Source organism: Microbacterium phyllosphaerae, from assembly GCF_017876435.1.
In the GTDB taxonomy this organism is placed as follows: domain Bacteria; phylum Actinomycetota; class Actinomycetes; order Actinomycetales; family Microbacteriaceae; genus Microbacterium; species Microbacterium phyllosphaerae.
The window spans coordinates 2,512,819-2,528,223 of sequence record NZ_JAGIOA010000001.1; the positions used below are offsets into that span (position 1 = coordinate 2,512,819).

Here is a 15,405-nt window from a genome sequence, read left to right on the forward strand (position 1 = left end):
ACCCTAGGCGACGCCATCCTTTGTTGACAATGGTGCAGTTGTGACTGGAGCGAAGTCTGTGACCGGCACTTACCTGACGACCGTCAGATAAAGTCGAGGTATGGACGCACGGTCGCGACGTTCGCGCGAGAGCCTTCGCGGGGCGGTCCTCACACTGGCGGGGACCACCCCGATCTCGGAGGTGACGGCATCCGCGATCAGCTTGCAGGCGGGTGTCACGCGCGACACCTTCTACCGCCACGCCGACAGCCCGACGAGCCTGCTCGCCGACGCGCTGTCCGCCGAGATCGATGAGGCGATGGAGGTCCTCCCCCAGGCCGACGTGATCGGCGACGGGGAGCGCGCACTGCTCGAACACGTGCATCGGCGAGCCGATGTGTACCGCGGCGCGATGCATCCGCTGCTCGCTGCTCCCGTACGCGACAATCTCGAGCGGTCGATCAGCGCGGGCCTTGTGCTGTGGGCCGAGCTGCACCCCCGGATCATCCCGGCAGTGTTCGCCGACGACGCCGCAGCCATGCGGATCGCCGTGGCCTACGCCGCGGCCGGCACCGTCGGAGCCATCGAGGAGTGGTTGCGCAGCGGGGACGACGACATCGAACGTGCCGTGAGGCTGATCCTCGCGGCGTCACCGGAGTGGTGGCTGCGTTGACAGCCGCCCGGAAGAGGAGAAGAAGATGAAGGCCGCACAGTTCCACGCCAAGGAGGACCTCCGGATCGAGGAGGTTCCCGAGCCCTCGCCCGGCCCCGGACAGGTGAAGCTGCGGAACGCCTTCGCCGGCATCTGCGGCTCCGACCTGCACGTGTACTACAGCCCCGAGGCAGCCGGCCTGGACTTCGATCACCCGCACCCGATCACCGGGTCGACGCTCCCCCAGATCCTCGGGCACGAGTTCTCCGGCACGGTCGTCGAGCTCGGCGAGGGTGTCGATGACGTCGTCGTGGGCGACCGCGTCGCCGTCTGGCCCATCTACTACTGCGGAGAGTGCCCGGCGTGCCGCCGCGGCATGTTCAACGCCTGCCAGAAGATCGGCTTCCACGGGCTCAGCTCGCACGGCGGAGGAATGGCGGAGTTCACCACGGTGGATGCCACGAAGCTGCACGTGCTTCCCGAGAACGTCGACCTGCGCATGGGCGCACTCGTCGAGCCGATGTCGGTCGCCTGGCACGCCGTCACACGCGGCGGTGTCGAGGCCGGGGGCACCGCGCTGATCGCGGGCGCCGGGCCCATCGGCATCGGCGTCTGGTTCGCACTCAAGGCGCGCGGCATCGAGAAGGTGCTCGTCTCGGAACCCAGCGCAGACCGGCGTGCCATCATCGCTGCGCTCGGCGCGACGGTCGTCGACCCGGTCAACGAAGATCTCGCCGCCGCGGTCGCGGCGCTGACCGACGGCGACGGCGTGGACGTCGCGTTCGACGCCGCAGGCGCGGGCCCGGCCGTCACCTCGTCGCTCGCCAGCCTCGTGCCCGGCGGACGCGTCGTCGTCGTCGCGATCCACGAGCGGACCATGGAGTTCCTGCCCACGCAGCTCGTCATGGCCGAGACCGAGATCGCCGGCGCGCTGGCCTACCTCCCCGAAGACTTCGATGCGGTGATCGAGGCGATGTCCCGCGGCGTCTACGACACCACGGGCTGGGTGCAGGAGGTCGCGCTCGAGCAGGTCGTCGACGCCATCCACGCGCTCCGAGGCGGCGCCGGCGCGAAGATCCTCGTGCAGGCCGACTGACCGCCACATGCAGACGGAGGGCCGAGCGGATGCATCCGCTCGGCCCTCCGTCGCATCCGTCCGAATGAGCCCCGGCGGTGACAGGACAACGAAAAAACCCCCGGAGGACCGGGGGTTTTCATCTGTGCGCGATACTGGGATCGAAACAGTATCTGCGTTACTGGGCAAAACCGCGTGGTTGCAGCGAACTGAGCCTTCCTGGTGCGGTTTTATCCTGATTGTGTTAAGGTCACTGGGACGCATGAGGTCGCAGTACACCGCACAAGATATTGCCCGTTATTGCCCAGGAGAGACAGGCCATGGTTCCCAAGAAGCGCAAGAGGCGCGAGTCGTTCGGTGCGATTCGGCAGCGCTCGTCGGGCCGCTATCAAGCGTCGTACGTGGGGCCGGATGGAGAACGCCACAACGCGCCGCAGACGTTCGATGGCATCACTGATGCCCGCGGTTGGCTCGCGGTGCAGCAGGCGCGCATCCTCGACGGCACCTGGTCAGAGTTCGACACTGCTCGCGCGGAGTCATCCGGCAAAGGTAAAGCGCTCACCTTCGGGTCGTACGCCGAGGACTGGATCAGCACCCGAACCAACCGCCACGGAGAGCACCTCCGCCCGCGGACGGCCTCTGAGTATCGGCGCCTCCTTGCGGGTTCGCTTCGCCCGTTCGCGGACTCGCGACTGACAGCCATTACGCCGGATCAAGTTCGTTCGTGGTACTCAACGCTGATCGCAGCCGGGACGAAGACCCAGGCCGCTCGAGCATATGAACTCTTGAAGTCGATACTTTCAACCGCGGTCGCGGACGGACGCATCAAGGTTAACCCCTGCCAGATTCGGGGCGCCGCCTCCGCGTCGACAGGGAAGAAGACCGAGCCCCCAACTCCGTCAGAGCTGCAAGCGATCCTCAATGCGATCACGCCCCGCTTCCGAGCTGCAGTGGTCTTGGCCGCATGGACCGGCGTGCGCTACGGCGAGTTGACGGAGCTTCGCCGCAGAGACATTGAGATCGTCAGCGACGATGAGTCTCAGTCGATCGTGGTCAACGTTTCCCGCGGGGTAACGCACGTCACCGGACAGGGCTTCATCGTCGGTCGCACGAAATCGGAGGCCGGAGTCCGTGCCATCGTTCTCCCTCCTCATGTCAACGACATCGTGACCGAGCATCTGAGTGAGTTTGTAGGTAGATCCGCCGACTCGCTGCTGTTTCCATCTGCGGACGGAGGCGGGCATCTGGCTCAGTCAGCGTTCTGGAAGCACTGGAACCCGGCTCGAATCGCGGCGGGTCGTCAAGACATGCCGTGGCACGCACTTCGTCACTACGGAGCGACCCGTGCAGCGTTGGCTGGTGCCACGCTCAAGGAACTGCAGTCGCGCCTCGGCCACTCTACGGTCGCGGCAGCCATGAGATACCAGCACACCGCTGGACGTGACGAGGAGCTCGCGAGGCGCATGAGCGAACTCGCATGAACGTGATGCGGCAACCGTCGCATCCAAGAAGAGCCCCCGCCGAGCGGCAACTCGACGAGGGCTAGGTCAAACAACTAGGAGCTGACATGACCAATACGAGTATCCCATCCGCAATTACAGACACGCACCCGCAGTGCGAGAAGTTCACGTGGTGCGAGCTCGACCACACCGACTCGGAGATCGTGCAGTTCGCGCCTCACTCACATGAGAAGCGAATCACTCTGGAAGCCGGCGATGTCCGCCAGAGCTTCCTGCTCGAAGTGGTGAACGGAGTCCCTCGCATCGAGTGCTGCCTCGATGTCGACGAGATCTGGCGTGAGCCCGACGAGAGCACCGACTCCTTCAGGAACCTCAGCGACATCTTCACCACGGCCTCGACCCTGTACGAAGAGTTCGTGCTCGAGATGACTCCGACTCTCAAGCGGGCGCACGCCGTCACTCACGAACTCGCAAACCGAGACGTCTGATGACCGTGCACGAACAGTTCGCCAGCCTTGAGCGATCAGGCCTCTCGGCTCGCCAGATCGCGCAGATCTGCGGGGTATCAAGCCGGACGGTAGTTCGCTGGCGACAGGCGACCGGTCATAGCCACCGTCCAGCTACGACCCCTGTTCCGCGCACTCAGCTTGAGCGGGCGCTGCTGCTCCTCGAAGACGGGGCATCGATCAGTGAGGCAGCCCGAAGCATTGGCTGCTCGAACAAGACCATCTCGAAGCGCTGGCCGCAATACGCATGGAGCCAGTCCCAGGCAGGCCGTTTCGCCGCCATGGTCGCCCGCGCCAAGCGGGGTTGGATAGAGGAAGGACATGGGCATGAGTAACGCAAGCCATCGGGGAAAGTACGCCGACTACTCTTTCGAGGTCGGAAACGATATCGCTCGAGACGGCTGGTACGAGCATCGAGAAGGGGGCTCTGTCCTCAAGATTCACTACCGCGCTTTCCGAGTCCCGAGCACCAGGAAGTTCGTCATCCGGCACTACGCCTGGGCTACGGACTCAGAGCGCGCAGAGGCGGAACGCATGCTTCTCCTCTTGCCCCGGATCTACCCGACCTGGGAAGCGGACGGGAGAGCCAGGCGGCGCCGACACGCAGAAGGCCACTACTACTGGACAGCACCGTGCGGGTCGTTCCTGGACGACCCGTTGATCCAGCTCGAGCTTGAGATGATGGCAGACCAGAGCACGGGCGCGTCTACCTGAGGGCACACGGGATGTGCGTACCCGCCCCTGCTGTAGTTCAGTGGACAGAGCATCGAGCTTCTACCTCGATAGTCGCTGGTTCGAATCCAGCCAGCAGGACGCGTCCCCAGACTGATATGTCGCCCAAAACGCAAGACGAGCGCTGGCACAACAGGCCTCGACGCGCCGTCACATCCGGGTCAATTCAAGCCGATAGCAGGCGTAGTTTTGCACACATTCTATAAAGTGGCTCAACACTAAAACAGCCCAAGAATCAGCGGAATTTCGCCAAATCGTCGTCCATCAGATCTGTCCGACGCTCCGACAAACCTCTCTTATCCACAGATTTATACACAGAGCACGTGGCAAAGTTCGCAGAGATCCATTTACATAGTTATGCGGCCAAGTGCTGCGCAGTACATGGAACTTCGTGGGCTATCGAACGCGCCCGCTTAACGCTCTGACCTGTTAAGCGGCCGCTACCACGGAGACGGTTGAGGTGTCAGGGTGGGTCCCTTCAGGCTACCCACTCCGGCTTCGAATGAGGAATCGGGGTACAAGAAATGTCGGAAACAACTTGGGGAAGCATTGCAGAGGTAGCCGTTGTGATGGGCGTGAGCACAGACACAGTGCGCAGACGCATCACAGACGGGTCTATTCGCGCTGTCAAATTCGGGCCACGGCTCATTCGCATTGACATGACGAGTTTGGAGAAGTCGGTGCGCCCCCTGGCCGGATATGCAGCATGACCAGCGGGCCTATCGAGCGTCTAATTCGATACGCGTACGCGGGAGACGGCGTCGACATCCCACCAGCCCGGATGACACGCATCATCCGCAAGTCAGTTCGTTTGCTGGGGTACGCCCGAACGATTCAGCTCATTAATTCAGTTCGGACAGGCGCCATCAGTGAACAGCGCCTCCGCGTGATGACTTCGACGGGAGTGGCTGACCCTACGGGAGAACTGGCCGCGCAACGCGTCGACTTCGCGCGGGCAGTGAGTTGAACGCGGCACCCTCACCGAGCGGAGCCGATCATCCACGCACAACAATCAGCGCACAAGCATCGATCGCTATCGACGCATGGGCGTGGGGGCTCGCGGACGGCTCGCTGCGGCTCTGGCAACTCCCCGACGCAATCAACACCCTATGGGGAGTCGCCTACGAGCAAGGACGGCGCTCGCGAGACACGGAAGTGCAACTCCTGAAGCTCGACGCCGACCGTCTGTGGCTTCGCGCGTTCGTTGACAACGACCGGCAGCAGTACCTTCTGGACCGGCTCGACCAAGCCGCGGATCTCGCGAACCGACCAGACGTTGATGACGTCCTTGATGAGGCGTGGCAGATCTATCTCGCCAGCCTCGACAACATCCGTGAGCCAATACGGCTCACCTCAACTCAAGACACCCGAAAGGAGGTCGCGTGAACAGCTCAAACCGCATCTCAATGCTGGACCTCATGTCTCGGAAGTTCGCCCCAATTCAGTACGTGATCCCCGGCATCATCCCCGAAGGTCTGACAATCCTTGCCGCACCACCGAAGATCGGTAAGTCCTGGCTCGTGCTCGACCTGGCGTACCAGCTCGCTACTGGCGGTGAAGCTCTCGGAGCAGTGCCAGTGGACCGAGCAAGACCCGTGTTGTACCTCGCTCTAGAAGACACGCAACGGCGACTTCAGGATCGCCTCAAACACCTTGATGTGGTTGTCGCACCTGAGCAGCTCTACTTCCAGACCGAGGCTGACCCCGGGTCCGTTCTCGAGCAGGCCAGAGAGTTCATGGGCGAACACCACGACGAGGCTCCGGTCATCATCATCGACACGCTTGGAAAAGTGGCACCGCCAGCAAACACTGGCGAGTCGGACTACCAGAAGGACTATCGGATCGGTGGCGGTCTCAAGGCTGTCGCTGACAGCGTCTCGGGCGGTTCGGTGATCGTGGTTCATCACACTCGCAAAGCAGCGGGTGACGACTTCCTCGATTCCGTGTCAGGAACGCAGGGCCTCGCAGGATCCGCAGATTCGATCCTGGTCCTTCGCCGCGATCGCAACGAGAACAATGGCAGCTTGTCTGTCACGTCACGTGACGCCGTTGAAGGCGAGTACGCCGTTCACCGAGACGGCGTGAGATGGGTGCTCGTTGGTGGCGCTCTTACCGAGGCTGCGGTCGCCCTGGCGAATCAGCGAGTGACCGAGGGACTAGGTGGAACATCGACCGCTGTTGTCGCGTACGTCACACAGCATCCAGAAGGAGTCCGTGCCGCCGACGTCGCCTCAGAGCTCATCATCACAGAAAAGGACGCAGGTACTTATCTGCTGCGCGCATACCGAGCGGCTCGAATCGGCAGAGCGGACCGCGGACTCTATATCCCCGTAGGAAATACCCCTGTAGGAAGCGTAGGAAGTGTAGGAACGGCACCTGAGCTTCCTACACAAACGACACTTCCTACACCCCTACACACGGCCTACCTGTCGGAAACCGACCCCGGAACGTGCGTGCACGGAGTGACAGTCGGAGCTAAGTGTTCACGGTCAGGATGCGGCGGCAAGGCGGTGACGGCATGACCGCTCAAATCCAGTTCATACGCGAACGGCGCAACTTCACGAAGGTCCTGATCGACAGGTCATTCGACGAACCAGCCACGAACGCGCAACTCGCGGCACTCCACGACCTCACGATCGCGGAATGGATCGAGTTTGCTCACCCGAAGAATGGCCCGAGACCAACACTCGGGTTCATCAACTCCCCCACACTCACGCAGCTTTGGACGACACGCGCGCGAGAGGAGCACGTACGAGCCGAGATCAACCGCATCCACGGCGTGAAACGCGCTCGCTCACGGAGGCGGAGGGGACGCAGATGAATCGACCAATCAACATCTCCCCAGCAACATGCACGACGTGTTGGCCGTGGGTCCGATGGTTCCGCACGGGCTCGGGATCTTGGACCCGACAGGAGAGACACGAGGAGCACTGCAGCGTGTTCCCGAAAGTACAGAGATCGGAATGACATGACAGAGGACTTGATCAGCCGAGCACACGCCGGCATCCGCAACTGCCCGGACCACTCCCACTGGAACGGCGAACGATACGACGCACTGCTCGAGCGAGTTGTGCGCGACATGACCAAGGTCGCCCGTCGACCACACCACAAACTTCCCCCTGAAATCGCAGCCCTCTTCGGCCGCGACTCCAACTAACGAAAGGCATCCAGAACCATGGCACTCGACGCACTCAAGACCGAGATCGACGGCTACCGCGCCAAGGCGATCGCAGAGATCAGCCAGTACAGGGAGCTGCACGACAAGCTGAAGACAGATCCATCTCTCACCCCACTCGGCAAGCAGGAAGTCCTCGCCGACGCGCACCGACTCGTCACCGAGTCGGTGGCGAAGATTCAGAAGCAGGAAGAGACCGCGATCGCCACGAAGGCCGAGTCTCTGCAACGGTCACTCGTCGCGAGGATCGGAACCAGCGGCGGCGACCTCGTTGCAATGCGAGACGCAGAGGAGCGAGCCGACCGCCTCGAGGACGACAAGGACGCAATGCGCACCATCGAACGCGCGATCCGCTCCGATGACCGCCCCCTTGCGCATGCCGTCATCCGCAAAGCAAACGAGTCGGGCTGGGCAGATGTGGTCAACAAGGCTGCCGAGGCGTACCCGTCCGCGGGTGAAGCGATCCGTGATGCTGCGGCACTGCACCGCTACACGACCGACATCCGCGAGGGCTTCGTTCGAGCAGCCACGTACTCAGTGGGCGACGCGCCCCGATTCCGCGGTTGAGAAGGAGGGCATCGTGAACCCCTGGGAAATCGTGTCCTGGATCGGCGCGATTGCAGTGGCCATCGTGATCCTGACGATGCTGTTCGTGTTCGTGAAGGGCGTGATCAAGCCGTTGACGAAACCGGAGCATCCGGTAGATCGGCTCGCACGCCGGCTGGGTGGTGGTGATTCGAATGAATGATGACGAGCTCGCTCAGTACGTTGCCGCGAAAGTGCTCCTCGCGAAGCCCGCTGATCGGGAGCATGTGATGCAGACCGAGATCCCGTTGGATCGCTTCGCACGGGTGCTGCCGTTGATCCCGATCGCGATGGCCCGGGTCTTCGACGGCTTCACAACTGACCGGCGGCTGCGGCTGGGGATGGAAGGAATCCTCCGCACCTTCGTGCGGCAGGCAAAGCAGTAGAGCAGTTGCAGTACATGGGGTGCCCGGGGTTCACAGCCTGGGCACCCTTCCTAATTCAACAGGGGATGTCGCCTCACCCTCTGCAGACCTTCGGGTCGTTCGGAGGTGCCACATGGCACAGGAAATTGGTGTGGCTTACGTGAGCCTGCTCCCATCTGGGACTGGGTTCTCGAAAGCCGTCGATAAGGAAGCCGGTCAAGCATTCGGTGGCGCCGAGAAGCGTTCGAGAGGCTTCTTCACCTCTCTCGCGAGCGGCGTGGGGAAGATCGTCGGCGGGGTGGGACTGCTCGCGGGGACGGTGGGAGCTATTGCCCTCGGTGGGGGTATCTCTCGTGCTTTGAATATTGAGGATGCGACAGCGAAGCTGAAGGGTCTTGGGCACGATACCAAGGCCGTCGAGGCGATCATGAAGGATGCTCTCGCTTCGGTGAAGGGCACGGCCTTCGGTTTGGATGCAGCGGCCACAACCGCCGCCACTGCAGTCGCTGCAGGCATCAAACCCGGTCAGGAACTCGAGCGTTACCTGCGCCTCACCGCCGATGCGGCCACGATCGCTGGCGTCTCGCTCGAGGAGATGGGGTCAATCCTCAACAAGGCCACAACGTCGGGGAAGGTCTATACGCAGGAGCTGAACCAGCTCGCCGATCGTGGGCTGCCGATCTTCCAGTGGCTGCAGGACGAGTACGGCGTCACCGCCGAAGAGCTCCGCAAGATGGTCGAACAAGGCCAAGTTGACGCGGCCACTTTCCGCAAAGTCATCGAGGACAACATCGGTGGTGCGGCACTCGCATCGGGTGAGACGACGCGTGGTGCCCTCGCGAACGTCGGGGCCTCGCTGAGCCGACTGGGCGCACTCTTCGCTGGGCCGGCACTAGGACTCGCACGCGACTTCTTCAACGAGGTCATTGTCCTGTCGGACGGAATCGCGTCCCGACTGACCCCCGCCGTCGAAGGCTTGCAGTTCGCTGCCGATGGCGTCGACTTCGACTTCGCAGATCAACTGCTGGGACTCATCGACGGCGTCTCAGAGAAGTTCTCCGGATTCGGAGACGTGTTCGGTGGTCTTTCGGGGCTGACTCCGGTCTTCACCGCGCTGGCTGGCGCGATGGCGCCCCTGCTCAGCATGCTGCCGGTCATCGGACGGTTCCTGCCCGTGATCAGTGGGCCTGTAGGAGCGATCATCGGCCTGCTTGCGGGCCTACTCATCGAGTCGGAGCCACTCCGGGAATCGCTCGCTGGTCTGGCAGAAGAAGTCGGCGGGGCTCTCACAAGCGCGTTCGGAAGCGCTGAGGGATCACTGTCCGGGTTCGGTCCCATGCTCTCCGAACTGCTGCAGGTTCTGGGATCCGGTCTGGCTGATGCGATCGTCGCGGTCACCCCCACAATCGGGATGCTGATCGAAACGTTGGGTCAGGTGTTTGAAGCGGTCTCGCCGCTGTTCGAACCGCTGATGCAGATTGTCACCGCCGTGCTCACTCTGCTTGGGCCGCTGGGAGAGCTCGTGGGGGCGATCCTCCCACCCGTTGCCGAACTGTTCACGCTAATCGCGGGTTCCGTCGCGGACCTTGCCGGGACGTTTCTGAACGCACTGCTGCCCGTCGTCGAGGGACTCGTGACAGCGCTCGGAGGGCTCATCTCCTTTATCATCGGTGTCTTCACCGGGGATTGGGACGCCGCGTGGACCGGTCTTCAGACTGTGTTCTCTGGTGTGTGGGATGCGATCGTCGCGGCGGTTCAGGGCGTCGGACAGATCCTCGCCGCGGTCTGGAACGGGCTGGTCGAACAGATGAGCGGTGTCATCAACTGGCTGACCGGGGTCTTCATGGGCGCGTGGATGGGTCTCGTCGCATTCTTCGGCGGGATCTGGAAACAGATCACCAACGGAATCACCTCAGCGTGGAACAACGCGATGACATTCCTCGGGTCGATCCCGAAGCGCGTGCAGAACTTCTTCAGCGGCGTAGGAACGTGGCTGCTTGATTCCGGACAGGCACTCATCCAGGGATTCATCGACGGCATCAGCTCGATGGTCGGTGCAGTCGGAGACGCCGTGAATGGTGTCCTCGAATGGGCCGGCGGATTCTTCCCTCACTCGCCCGCAAAGCGAGGAACGTTCTCAGGATCGGGATGGACAGCCGTAGCCGATGGGGGCGCTTCACTCATGGAGCAGTTCACGTTTGGAGCGGAGAAGTTCAAGCCCGAGATCTCGTTCTCGAACATGACCAGCCTGATCGGTGCATCGTCGCCAGCCGTCCCCCGCATCCCCGACAACATGCGTCTCGTCGTCGAAGGACACGAGTTCAACGCATACGTCGACACCCGCGCGGACGGGCGAATCGGATCATTTGACGAAACGGAGTCGGGTTTTGCTCGACGTCGCGGGCTTAGGGGCAACTGACACGCCACTCTGTGCCCCGCCTCGGCCACGGCTGAGGCGGGGCGGGCTATTAAGACGAGAGCTTCAACCAGGCAGAGAACACGACACCAAGGCCGAAGATCCACGCATACAGTCCGCACGCCGAGGCCCAGTCGCCTGCCTTGCGTTCCATCTTCCGGAACGCAAGCAGATCATCGGCTGACGTGTCCTCAGGCAATTCCGCGATCTCCAAGCGAATCTCTCGCTCCCGGATCGTGAAGATCTCCTTCGCGCCGCCTGCCGCGATCACGAACAGTCCCAGAAGAATCGCGAAGCCGATTGCGAGAGGCCCGTCAGAAGGCGGGAAGTAGACGAGTGCAGCCGTCCCGAGAACAAACCCAAAAGCAATCCCGGCGACCGTCCAAGTCGTGTTGCGGATGTGGCTCTCGGCCTTCTCGCTCAGCGTCGGAGGGGTGGGCGTAGTAACAGTGCTCATAATCCGACCATAGCCAACGCATAGCCGCACCACTGAATCCAGGGAGGAGTCTCATGAATGCCAGCCGAACCGCGACAACCGCATGGCGAACAATCACCCGGCATGTGCGCAAAGAAGGCCGGGCGCACAACACCCCCTGCCACCTCTGCCACGGCGCCCGGGTACCAATCGACTACCGGACCCAATCCGAAGCAGACCGGGATGCACGTGCCGCCGGCAAGTACTGGGATATAGGGCAGGCTAGACCGCTCGCACTAGACGTCGACCACATCACCCCCCCACGCACAAGGCGGGGCCGACACCCTCGAAAATTCGGCCCCATCGCACGCGATCTGTAACCGGCAAGCACGAGCCAAACAGAAGCGCACCCAAACCCACACGAACAACCAACCAAACCGTCAACGGCTACTGGTTGCCACTCCACGGGAACACACAACCGCCGAAAAGGCAGAGCCAAGCCAGGCACCCAAACCAGCACACACATCTCCCGACCCAGCCAACGGCGAGACGGGCCTAGACCCCCTTCCGCCCCATCCTTCGGCCCTCCCTATAGGTACAGGGCCTTTTCACACACGGAGATTTATCACGGTCGAACCTCGGTGGTCACGTGCTGTCGGTGGCTGCTGAGGTGACCGTGTGCGAGGAAGCGTTACGGACGCTGCCCGGGTCCTGTGGAAAAAACACGATAGATAGATCGGCACTGTACCTATGGGAGGGCCGACAGGGTGGGGAGGGAGGGGGCATGCCCCTCGACCTCGATGCTTCATCATTGGCTCCGTCTTAGCTTCGGCTGAGACGGGGCCGTTTTCTCATTCGTCGAGTGGACTCACGTCGAAGATGTACCAGCCGCGGTTTATGTGGTTGTACGGGATCCGGTGAGGTCGGTACCCGAGGGATGTGAGACGGCCAAGAACCTGCTCAAGCTTGGTGTAGTTCTCATGCCCGGACGCAGGAAATGGTTCGCCAGGACGGGTGTCTCCATTGGCGTTGTAGAGAGTCACCAGCCACTGCTGGTCCTCTTCTTTGAAATCGACTCTGACGACGCCTTCCATACCGAAAAGATAGCGTAGTTGCACCATCGTGGCGCTCAGGTCCCAGACGTCTCGCTCGGCAAGGCGGCGAGACGATAGTGCCCCATCCAGTCGCGACCCACGATCTTGAGCTGGGGGAATTGGACCATGTAGTGACGAGCCACGCGTTTGTTCTGCGCACGAATGTCGAGCCAGTATCCTTCAAGACCGTCGATCCACGTGGCCACCGCTTCGCGGAGTGCGGGTGCACTCTCACCGCGGAAGGTTCTTGCGTGGTTCGCGAAAGAGACCCGCCGGTTGCTCTTGAAGATCACATCAAGACTAGAACCCAGATCAGGTGCGAACAGGACCAGGCGGTTCGGATCGAGCAGTCTCCAAAGCGTATGCAACGCGCAGAGCGCAGCGCCAAAGAGTGTGATCGCGAGCAGTAGAAGAAAAAGCATGCCGGCGGCTGCGGGCGCGCCGAGGAGAACGAAGGCGATCAGCTCCATCGCAAGCAGTCCCGCGGCTGTGAGCATCAGGTATCGATATGGACGAAATCGCCAGATCAACAGAGCTGCGGCGTGCCCGGACGCGGTGAAGGTCTTCCAGAACATCCCCAGTCGTGCTCTGCGAGAGTTCGTTGGCCTGCTCTCTGGAAGATAGTGCGGGAACAGTCCGCGGACCCACGCTCCCAGCTGCGCCCAACCGCGGCGGAGACGTTGTCGAGCAATGACGCGGCGTGCTGCGAAACCGAGGGGCTTACCCTGAAGCGAGAAGAGCCTCTCCTGCCCTCGTGATCCTTGAACCATTACGTAGAAGTCACGGTTTCGAAAGGCGCGTTGGAGATTGAACGTGGCCACAGCGGTGGTTTTCGGCGGAACCGTGACGTCTCCCGACACCGTCATGACTCGAGGCCGCCAACCCGCATCCCACCCATACAGACAGATGAGCGGTATCGGATGAGAATTGGAGTTGAAGGCTTCGGCGCGGACGTGTACCGGAATCTGGATGTTGTTCCCGTGAACGCTGTACTGAATCTTCACGAGGTTGAACTCGGCCAGATCCTCTCGACGTAGCTTGGCCCTCCAGGTGTATACACCGAACAACACTGCTGCTGTGGTTCCGACTGCACCAACCCAGGTTGGAGCGTCGCCCCAGTTGATCGTGGCCCACCATCCAGAGAAGCCGTTCCACAGTTGTTCCATCACGTCTCGGAGCATAGCGAGTGATCGCTCGCAGTCGGCGACCGTGCGGCGAACGGACCGCGAGGGGCTACGAACTAAGATCCAAGATCCTTGACCGCTTTAGCCGTGTCGGCGACAGTCTTGATGTCAGCCAAGTCAATGCGGAACGTCGTTACCTTCTCATCTGATCGTCTGCCCTGCGGTTCAGGAGAAGACGCAAAGATTCGTTCGCCGAGCATCCTCCGGAACGCGGTGGCTTCGGTCTCAGACATACCTTCCGTGAACGGTTCGAGCGCGAGAAGATCGAGAGCGCGGTAGTTCGCTTCGATTGCGTTGCGCTGCCGCTTCCCTGCTTCCCGGAAACAGAACCCGGAGAATGCGATAGCCGTGACCGAGAGACCAGTTTTCAGAAGCGTGACCGTCAGGTCCGGCGCCTCGTTAAGCTGGGCGATCTCTCGGAGCTCGAGTCCGAGATAGGCGAGAGTGGCGATGACTGCAAGGCTCCCGGCTGCAATCCAAAGCCGGTAAGCGAAACGTTCTCGCCGGGCAAACTTGTCGTACCCACCAGCTCGCGCCTGGTCGCCAACGCGCTGAACTAGCTGCTGGCCAAGTTCAGCGTCCTTCGCCAGAGAGGTGATGGACCTCTCAGCCCGAGCCTCCAGTTGGTCTCGTTGACTCTGAGCAAGCGAAGATACCTGTTCTCGTTGCTTGCCGGCGTCAATTTCAATCTTGCGGAGAGTGTCACTGTGCGTCGCGTTCCACTCATCGGTGATCACTGTCTGTTCGGAAACAAACCTGTCGATCGTCGACTGCGCCTCGGCTGCGACGCTCTGCGCCATCTGGGTCGCCGCGGAGGATGCTTGAAGAGCAGCTTGCGCCTCACTGTGCGCCAACTCGGCGTCTGCCTGAAGAGCTTGCAGCGATGACTCTGCTGTCTCGACATAGTTGCGCGCCGCGTCGATGACCTGAACCGAGCGAGACGGGTTAGGGAGAGCCGGCCAGAATCCTCTGCTGAGCTCCCCCAGAATCTGATCGCAGAGTGCGTCGATTTGAGTAACCGTGTTCGGAGCCATAGCCCCCGATTGATCCCACCCCTGCACCTGGCTTTCCAGCGCCTGAACGAGGTTGTGGAACATGGCGGCCTGATTAAGTCGTTGGCTCGGAAACAAGTCAGGCGAGACGTTACCGAACGCGCTCAGGTACTGCATGACGTTCTTCGCTCGAGCGGTAGTCGCTCGATCGATGTCGCTTAGCGGACGAGTTCGGCGTAGTTCGATCTTCACATCGTCGACGGCATCCCAAAGAGGGTGGCGCTTGAAGGCATCGATGTCTTCGGGCGAGGTCATAACCTCAGACCCTAGCGGCCTCAGGCCCGGCACAAAGAGTTCCGCATCAATCGTCTTGGGACGAGACTGCGTTGCCCCATACCCAGCAGCGAAACACCCGGTCGCCGGCCTTGAACTCAATGCCTGCAGCGAGCGGTGTCGACCGCACGACCTTCGCGTCTACACAGACGGGCTCAAGTCCGAATCTCACCCACGCGCGTACTCGACGTTGAGCAGCAGGAGGGTAGATCGTGACGGGAGTTTCGCGCACGCCGAGCTCGCGATCCGACAGAGACTGCAAGGGGCCTTGTTTCGCCGCAGTGAGAATCGCCTGATGTTGTGCCTGCATGTCGTAGTACGGGGCTAACCGCTTGCTCGTCCCCATGCCGGCATCCCTTCTTCCGGCCTCAAACCAGGGTAGCAAGATTCGAACATCTGTTCTACAGTCTTAACCCATGGACGCCCTAACTGTCGAACACCC

18 protein-coding genes and 1 tRNA gene are annotated in these 15,405 nt (G+C 61.8%); 14 read left to right on the plus strand and 5 right to left on the minus strand.

Annotated features, from left to right (window positions below; translation table 11 throughout):
• Positions 1-100 precede the first annotated feature (100 nt).
• From JOF42_RS11715 to JOF42_RS11780, 14 genes are all read left to right on the plus strand, one after another.
• Positions 101-652 (plus strand): hypothetical protein, encoded by a 552-nt coding sequence (locus JOF42_RS11715; RefSeq protein WP_210098014.1) that lies wholly within the window; start codon positions 101-103, stop codon positions 650-652.
• A gap of 25 nt (positions 653-677) precedes the next feature.
• A complete protein-coding gene (locus tag JOF42_RS11720) occupies positions 678-1,727 on the plus strand; it encodes a 2,3-butanediol dehydrogenase (protein ID WP_210098015.1) in 1,050 nt (349 codons plus the stop codon).
• A 299-nt stretch (positions 1,728-2,026) separates the two neighbouring features.
• Entirely contained in the window at positions 2,027-3,187 is a 1,161-nt protein-coding gene (locus JOF42_RS11725) for a tyrosine-type recombinase/integrase (RefSeq protein WP_210098016.1), read from the plus strand.
• 86 nt (positions 3,188-3,273) lie between these two features.
• Positions 3,274-3,654: a hypothetical protein gene (locus JOF42_RS11730; RefSeq protein ID WP_210098017.1), complete on the plus strand. Its 381-nt coding sequence runs from the start codon at positions 3,274-3,276 to the stop codon at positions 3,652-3,654.
• Positions 3,654-4,007 carry a helix-turn-helix domain-containing protein gene (locus JOF42_RS18290; protein ID WP_210098018.1) on the plus strand — a complete coding sequence of 118 codons (354 nt, stop codon included), beginning with the start codon at positions 3,654-3,656 and terminating at the stop codon, positions 4,005-4,007. The genes JOF42_RS11730 and JOF42_RS18290 overlap by 1 nt, the downstream gene beginning before the upstream one ends.
• Positions 4,000-4,386 carry a hypothetical protein gene (locus tag JOF42_RS11740; protein ID WP_210098019.1) on the plus strand — a complete coding sequence of 129 codons (387 nt, stop codon included), beginning with the start codon at positions 4,000-4,002 and terminating at the stop codon, positions 4,384-4,386. The genes JOF42_RS18290 and JOF42_RS11740 overlap by 8 nt, the downstream gene beginning before the upstream one ends.
• Before the next feature lie 26 nt (positions 4,387-4,412).
• Positions 4,413-4,485: transfer RNA gene (locus tag JOF42_RS11745), tRNA-Arg, on the plus strand.
• A 443-nt stretch (positions 4,486-4,928) separates the two neighbouring features.
• Positions 4,929-5,114 (plus strand): helix-turn-helix domain-containing protein, encoded by a 186-nt coding sequence (locus JOF42_RS11750; RefSeq protein WP_210098020.1) that lies wholly within the window; start codon positions 4,929-4,931, stop codon positions 5,112-5,114.
• A gap of 253 nt (positions 5,115-5,367) precedes the next feature.
• A complete protein-coding gene (locus tag JOF42_RS11755; protein ID WP_210098021.1) occupies positions 5,368-5,790 on the plus strand; it encodes a hypothetical protein in 423 nt (140 codons plus the stop codon).
• Positions 5,787-6,926 carry an AAA family ATPase gene (locus JOF42_RS11760; RefSeq protein WP_210098022.1) on the plus strand — a complete coding sequence of 380 codons (1,140 nt, stop codon included), beginning with the start codon at positions 5,787-5,789 and terminating at the stop codon, positions 6,924-6,926. The genes JOF42_RS11755 and JOF42_RS11760 overlap by 4 nt, the downstream gene beginning before the upstream one ends.
• A gap of 653 nt (positions 6,927-7,579) precedes the next feature.
• Positions 7,580-8,146 carry a hypothetical protein gene (locus tag JOF42_RS11765; RefSeq protein WP_210098023.1) on the plus strand — a complete coding sequence of 189 codons (567 nt, stop codon included), beginning with the start codon at positions 7,580-7,582 and terminating at the stop codon, positions 8,144-8,146.
• 13 nt (positions 8,147-8,159) lie between these two features.
• Positions 8,160-8,327, plus strand: coding sequence for a hypothetical protein (locus JOF42_RS11770; RefSeq protein ID WP_210098024.1), 168 nt, complete (start codon positions 8,160-8,162; stop codon positions 8,325-8,327).
• Positions 8,320-8,550 (plus strand): hypothetical protein, encoded by a 231-nt coding sequence (locus JOF42_RS11775; protein WP_210098025.1) that lies wholly within the window; start codon positions 8,320-8,322, stop codon positions 8,548-8,550. Before JOF42_RS11770 ends, JOF42_RS11775 begins: the two co-directional genes overlap by 8 nt.
• A 112-nt stretch (positions 8,551-8,662) precedes the next feature.
• Positions 8,663-10,948, plus strand: coding sequence for a phage tail protein (locus tag JOF42_RS11780; protein ID WP_210098026.1), 2,286 nt, complete (start codon positions 8,663-8,665; stop codon positions 10,946-10,948).
• Positions 10,949-10,997: 49 nt separating this feature from the next.
• On the opposite strand, the gene JOF42_RS11785 is transcribed toward JOF42_RS11780, so the two are convergent.
• The 5 genes from JOF42_RS11785 to JOF42_RS11805 form a co-directional block, all read right to left on the minus strand.
• Entirely contained in the window at positions 10,998-11,402 is a 405-nt protein-coding gene (locus tag JOF42_RS11785; RefSeq protein WP_210098027.1) for a hypothetical protein, read from the minus strand.
• 809 nt (positions 11,403-12,211) lie between these two features.
• Positions 12,212-12,454: a hypothetical protein gene (locus JOF42_RS11790; protein ID WP_210098028.1), complete on the minus strand. Its 243-nt coding sequence runs from the start codon at positions 12,452-12,454 to the stop codon at positions 12,212-12,214.
• A 35-nt stretch (positions 12,455-12,489) separates the two neighbouring features.
• The gene (locus tag JOF42_RS11795; RefSeq protein ID WP_210098029.1) at positions 12,490-13,623 is read right to left on the minus strand and encodes a hypothetical protein; all 1,134 of its coding nucleotides are present in this window, start codon (positions 13,621-13,623) and stop codon (positions 12,490-12,492) included.
• 71 nt (positions 13,624-13,694) lie between these two features.
• Positions 13,695-14,945, minus strand: a complete 1,251-nt coding sequence (locus JOF42_RS11800) for a hypothetical protein (RefSeq protein WP_210098030.1) — start codon at positions 14,943-14,945, stop codon at positions 13,695-13,697.
• A gap of 46 nt (positions 14,946-14,991) precedes the next feature.
• On the minus strand, positions 14,992-15,309 hold the full coding sequence (locus JOF42_RS11805) for a hypothetical protein (RefSeq protein WP_245340792.1): 318 nt from the start codon (positions 15,307-15,309) through the stop codon (positions 14,992-14,994).
• Between the last annotated feature and the right edge of the window lie 96 nt (positions 15,310-15,405).

Bases quoted from the DNA above. Each gene is read 5' to 3' on its own strand.
- JOF42_RS11805 (WP_245340792.1), bottom strand. From the start codon at position 15,309: ATGGGGACGAGCAAGCGGTTAGCCCCGTACTACGACATGCAGGCACAA.
- JOF42_RS11730 (WP_210098017.1), top strand. From the start codon at position 3,274: ATGACCAATACGAGTATCCCATCCGCAATTACAGACACGCACCCGCAG.
- JOF42_RS11720 (WP_210098015.1), top strand. From the start codon at position 678: ATGAAGGCCGCACAGTTCCACGCCAAGGAGGACCTCCGGATCGAGGAG.
- JOF42_RS11765 (WP_210098023.1), top strand. From the start codon at position 7,580: ATGGCACTCGACGCACTCAAGACCGAGATCGACGGCTACCGCGCCAAG.
- JOF42_RS11740 (WP_210098019.1), top strand. From the start codon at position 4,000: ATGAGTAACGCAAGCCATCGGGGAAAGTACGCCGACTACTCTTTCGAG.
- JOF42_RS11715 (WP_210098014.1), top strand. From the start codon at position 101: ATGGACGCACGGTCGCGACGTTCGCGCGAGAGCCTTCGCGGGGCGGTC.
- JOF42_RS11780 (WP_210098026.1), top strand. From the start codon at position 8,663: ATGGCACAGGAAATTGGTGTGGCTTACGTGAGCCTGCTCCCATCTGGG.
- JOF42_RS11775 (WP_210098025.1), top strand. From the start codon at position 8,320: ATGAATGATGACGAGCTCGCTCAGTACGTTGCCGCGAAAGTGCTCCTC.
- JOF42_RS11800 (WP_210098030.1), bottom strand. From the start codon at position 14,945: ATGACCTCGCCCGAAGACATCGATGCCTTCAAGCGCCACCCTCTTTGG.
- JOF42_RS11790 (WP_210098028.1), bottom strand. From the start codon at position 12,454: ATGGAAGGCGTCGTCAGAGTCGATTTCAAAGAAGAGGACCAGCAGTGG.
- JOF42_RS11750 (WP_210098020.1), top strand. From the start codon at position 4,929: ATGTCGGAAACAACTTGGGGAAGCATTGCAGAGGTAGCCGTTGTGATG.
- JOF42_RS11785 (WP_210098027.1), bottom strand. From the start codon at position 11,402: ATGAGCACTGTTACTACGCCCACCCCTCCGACGCTGAGCGAGAAGGCC.
- JOF42_RS11725 (WP_210098016.1), top strand. From the start codon at position 2,027: ATGGTTCCCAAGAAGCGCAAGAGGCGCGAGTCGTTCGGTGCGATTCGG.
- JOF42_RS18290 (WP_210098018.1), top strand. From the start codon at position 3,654: ATGACCGTGCACGAACAGTTCGCCAGCCTTGAGCGATCAGGCCTCTCG.